5 protein-coding genes are annotated in these 4,451 nt (G+C 65.1%); 1 reads left to right on the forward strand and 4 read right to left on the reverse strand.

Translation table 11 applies throughout. The annotated features are described in order from the left end of the window. Nucleotides 1–604 precede the first annotated feature (604 nt). The 4 genes from trfA to mobQ all read right to left on the reverse strand — a co-directional run bounded on the left by trfA (nucleotide 605) and on the right by mobQ (nucleotide 3,581). Nucleotides 605–1,501, reverse strand: a complete 897-nt coding sequence (trfA, locus tag HWV67_RS31480; RefSeq protein WP_103244882.1) for a plasmid replication initiator TrfA — start codon at nucleotides 1,499–1,501, stop codon at nucleotides 605–607. Next, nucleotides 1,488–1,685 (reverse strand): plasmid repression protein F, encoded by a 198-nt coding sequence (urfF, locus tag HWV67_RS31485; RefSeq protein WP_103244884.1) that lies wholly within the window; start codon nucleotides 1,683–1,685, stop codon nucleotides 1,488–1,490. Before urfF ends, trfA begins: the two co-directional genes overlap by 14 nt. After that, on the reverse strand, nucleotides 1,682–1,888 hold the full coding sequence (locus HWV67_RS31490; RefSeq protein WP_103244886.1) for a hypothetical protein: 207 nt from the start codon (nucleotides 1,886–1,888) through the stop codon (nucleotides 1,682–1,684). The genes urfF and HWV67_RS31490 overlap by 4 nt, the downstream gene beginning before the upstream one ends. Nucleotides 1,889–1,949: 61 nt before the next feature. Beyond that, nucleotides 1,950–3,581: a MobQ family relaxase gene (gene mobQ / locus HWV67_RS31565; RefSeq protein ID WP_218585626.1), complete on the reverse strand. Its 1,632-nt coding sequence runs from the start codon at nucleotides 3,579–3,581 to the stop codon at nucleotides 1,950–1,952. Between the two features lie 185 nt (nucleotides 3,582–3,766). Here mobQ and HWV67_RS31500 point away from each other — a divergent pair, with 185 nt between their 5' ends. Continuing rightward, complete coding sequence (locus HWV67_RS31500; protein ID WP_175654064.1) at nucleotides 3,767–4,111, forward strand: mobilization protein; 345 nt, start codon at nucleotides 3,767–3,769, stop codon at nucleotides 4,109–4,111. Nucleotides 4,112–4,451: the final 340 nt, after the last annotated feature.

Raw genomic sequence — 4,451 nt, forward strand, 5'->3', positions numbered from 1 at the left:
CATCCGCTAAACACCCCGCCAAACGCCCTAAAACGGCCTACAGCGCGTTTTCTCACCCCAACCCTGCCGGATGTACCCCGAAGCCTGCAAAGCGGCTCCTAGGGCTTCCTGTGGCCGTTCCTGCGCATTCCTGCCCCTCCCCTTTCATTGCCAAGCCATAGCGGGGTGCCTGCGTGGCCGTTCAGGCCGCGCAAGGGGGCGCAGCCACAGGGGGGCCGGGGGGCGGCACGCCCCACGTCGAGGAGCGCCCTAGGCGCGGGCTGTAAGCCGGTATTTGGGGGCCAGTTCGCCCCCTCTGGGGGCCACGATTTGCGGGAAGGGGAGCCGCCGCGAAGCGGTGGGGGAACCCCGCAGGGGTGCCCCGTGCAGGGCACGCGATGATTAATAAATGATTAAAAGAGGATTAGGCGCGTTTTCGCCAAAGGATAAAACCCAGCACTGGCGGGGGTTTACGGCCTGTTTGCCCTGTGGATAGTGCAGGCGCTGGAACGGTATCCGGCAGGCGCTGGAACGGTATCCGGCAGGCGCTGGAACGGTATCCGGCAGGCGCTGGAACGGTATCCGGCAGGCGCTGGAACGGTATCCGGCAGGCGCTGGAACGGTATCAGGTGCGGGGCTTCCGGCGCTGCGCTGCCTTCTTGGCCAAGTGCAGCCGCTGCGTTCCGCTGGCCTTCTTTTCGACGTGCACCAGGTCGCCGCGAATCTCGTAGCTAAACCCCTCGCCGTTGGCCTCGCTGGCCTCTGCCACAGCCTCCAGCGCCTTGCGTAGCGTCTGCTGGGCGCTGCGCGGGTTGGCGTCCTCGCTGCCCGCCAGCTTGAGCAGCGTTTCCATGCGCATCGGGAACGGCTTGGCGTGACTGGCGTAGAAGCCGTGCAGCCACTGCGCGAGCTGGCGGCCATCCAGCGCATGACGCACGCCCCAATCCACCTGTGTGAACTGGTCGCCGCCGTACAAGGCTCGCAATTTCGGGTTCAGCTCAATCACCCATTCCTGCGTTTCCTCGTCCTTGAATGCCTCGCCAATCAGGCCGCCTATGTACACGTACCGGCCTTGTTTCAGCTCAACGGTTCCAGCTCGAAGCCGCGTGATGCGCTTGTGCAACGTTGCCCGGTTCTTGCCGGTGTCGGTCTTGCCCATGAGTTTCAACAGGCCATAGGACGTGAGGCGGCATTGACTGCCCAACTCCTGCAAGCGCACGGCGTGCAGCACGCTTTCCCACACGTCCAAATCCCCTTGGTCGAGGCGTTGGCCGGTGTATCGGATCTCGATCCCGTCGAGTGCGGCCAGTTGCTCGCCGTCGATGTACCGACGTTTGCCCTTGGCAATCGCACCGAACAACGCCGACCGTAGGAAGCCGTTCGGCACCGCTCGGACAGGCTCCGGCCATAGCGGAAGCTGCACCACCTTGGCCGGGGCGCTTGCCTGCTCCTGCGCGGCTCGCTGGCGTGCTTTTTCCTGCAATGCCGGCAGGCGGGCTATCAAGTCGTCAAGGCTTTTCATGCTCTGCTTCCTGCGGCCGCAGCCGCTCCAAAAATGCGGCCACCTGCTCGGCTTCGTCCGGGCGCATCCAGTATGAAAACTTCTTCCGGCCTAGTGCCCGCTGGCGCTCGGCATAGGCCGCCTGTCGGCGGCTGTTCGATGACGCCAAGAGGTCGCCGGTCTTTTTGTCCTTCGCGTCCTTCATGGCCACAGCTCATCTTTCAGCTTGCCGATAACGGCGTTCAGGCCGTCGCGCTCGTCCTGGTCGAGTGCGTCTAGGCCACGGTCATAAGCGCCCAGCAGCGCGGCCATTTCGGCGGCGGTGATGCTCACGGTAACGGTGGCATCGTGGGCGATGTGCGAATAATCGGCTTTGCCGAAAAGGGCGTTCAGGGCTTCGTCGGTCATGGCGTTTTCTCCGTTAGAGATAACATCATAACACGGGTTAGAGATAACGCAAGAATTATTTTTACCGCTCCATGCCCCGGTCGTTGGCGCGGTACTGCTGCCGCTGCTCGGCCAGCAGCTCGCGCACCTGCTCGCGGCGCTGGCCGTCGCTCAAGATGCGTTCAAGGATGGCCGGGCGTGCCGCATTGGGCGCGGCGTTGTAGCCGTCAATCAGCTTCTTCAAGCCCTCGGGCGCAGCCTTCCATTGCTCGCCCCGGTCGCTCCAGCCTCCGGCCTTCATCTCGCGCTTGACGGCCATTGCTGCAAAGTCCTTGGGCACGGCTTCGCGCTCGCGCTCGGCCTTCTTCTCGGCCTGCTGGCGCTTCTGCTGCTCGAACTCCTGGCGCACCTTCTCCCGGCGCAGTTCCTCCAGCTCGGCCACCTTGGCCAGCGTCGGCGCTTGCTCGGCGCTGATGCGCTGCTGTGCCTGGCTGCGCAGGTGCTGCACCTGCAAGCCTGCCTGCTCGATCTGCGGCCCCAGCTTCTGCCACTCGGCCCGGTTTGCCTCGCGCTGTTCCTCCAGCTCGCGCAGCTTGGCCGCGTGGCCTATGCCCTTGTCGTGCAGCCAGGCTTGCACCTTGTGCGCTTCGCGCCATTCCTGCGCCTGGTCGCGGGCGCGGGCTGAGGCGCTGCCCGCTTCGGTGTGCCGGTTCTGGAGCGCCTGCCGCTCTTGCTCTGCCTGCAAAACGCCCCGATCACGCTCTACCAGGTCAAGCGCCTTCGGTGGCCGAATGCGCCCGATTTCGTGGGCCAGCTCGGTGCTGTTCATGCGCTCGATGCGCTGGTGTTCGGCCTGCTCGCGCTCGCGGGCTTGGCGCTCCTGCTGGGTTGCCCTCTCCCGCTTGGCCGCTTCAAGGTCGCCACTCAGGTCGATGATTGACCGGTCGGCCTCCTTCCCTTGGCGTTCCAACTCGCCCGCATCGCGGGCACGCTGGAGGCGCTCTAGCGCGTCCTCGTTGTGTTGCTGGCGTTTGTGGCTGGGCTGGCCGGTGCGTCGCTCGATGGCGGTGGCCGTCGGCCCAAGGTGGCGGGTCGCCTCCCGCTCGATGCCCTGCGCCTCTAGGCTGCGGTGGTCAACCTGCACCGAGTGCCCCGCTTCGCGTAGGCGCTCGTTCTGGAGCGTGGCGAACCGCTCGCGCCATTCGGTGACAAGCACCTTCCCCGTTTTCTGGTCGTCCAGCTCGCGGGTTTTCTCGCCGAAACCGTCCGGCTCAAGGCGGCGGGTCGTTAGCAGGATGTGGGCGTGGTGGTTGCGGTTGTCGCCTTCCTTGCCGGGGGCATGGATGGCGACATCAGCGGCGCAGCCGTGGCGCTTGACCAGCTCGCGGGCGAAGTCGTGCGCCAGCTTTTCCCGCTGCTCGGGGGAAAGCTCGGCGGGTAGGGCTATCTCAAACTCACGGGCTACCGTGGAGTTTTTGCGCTTTTCAGCCTGCTCGGCGGCGTTCCAGAGTTGGGCGCGGTCGCGTGCCCACTCGGGGGCGTTGTCCGGCAGGATGAGGGCGGCGGATTCGACTCCACCCTTTCGGGTGTAGTCGTGAATTTCGCCGGTTCGCTCGTCGGTGATTTCCACCCCGGCACGATAAGCAGCGGCGGCGGTCGCAGACCGGCCAGCACTGCGGCTTATCGTTTTGACGGATAGGTGGTAGATCGCCACGGGCGCGGCTCCGGCTGTTGGTTTTTCCCCGAAGGGGCGCACGCAAACGAAGTTTGCATAAGTGCGCCCTTGGCTGTTCGCCTGCGGGTGGTCGCTGCCGGGTATTCTACCCGTCCGCTCCGGCTAGCGCACCCCCAGCACGGCGGGCTAAAATTGCGGCCATCCACCGACAAAGAGGGCACGACATGGCAGCAATCGACGACAAAATCACAAAGCTGGAAACCCAGCTCAAGCAGGCCAAAGCACAACGCCAGAAGGTGGAAGCCAGAAAACGCGCTGCCACCTCCAAGATGACACGCCAGCAGGACACCCGGAAAAAAATCCTCGTTGGTGCCGCCATCCTCGCCAAAGTGGAGCGCGGCGAGTGGCCGAAAGAAAAGCTGCTCGCCATGCTGGAAACCACGCTAACCCGTGCCGATGATCGGGCGCTGTTTGACCTGCAAGCCCCGGCCACTGAACCCGCTTTTCTGGACGACGTAGACCCCGACACGGTGGACATTCCGAAGCTCGTCACCCTGCCCCGCTCATGACCCAGCAGCAGCCGCCAAACTGCTACCGCTCCCGGCCTGCCGACGATGGCGGGCTGTACCTGCTCATGCCCCGCGATGAGCACCTATGCCCGCCACTGCCTGCGCCGGTGCCGGTCGTTCTTGAATTGCCAGCCGCCGAATGTGGGGCGCTGCCCCACGCCCCGCACTCGCCGCCGTGAGGCTCGGGGGGCAGTCCTGGCGGGCTTTGCCCTTGTCCTGCCCCCACTCGTAAGGCTCTGGCCGCTCCTGTCGCGTCAAGGGTTCGGCTTCGCCCAGCCCTACGCCCGGTTCCTCCCTTCGGTCGGACTGCGGCCTATGGTCTGCCCTTGACCCGCCATCC

It is taken from the genome of Pseudomonas sp. Marseille-P9899, from assembly GCF_903166565.1.
GTDB classification, from domain to species: Bacteria; Pseudomonadota; Gammaproteobacteria; order Pseudomonadales; family Pseudomonadaceae; genus Aquipseudomonas; species Aquipseudomonas huaxiensis.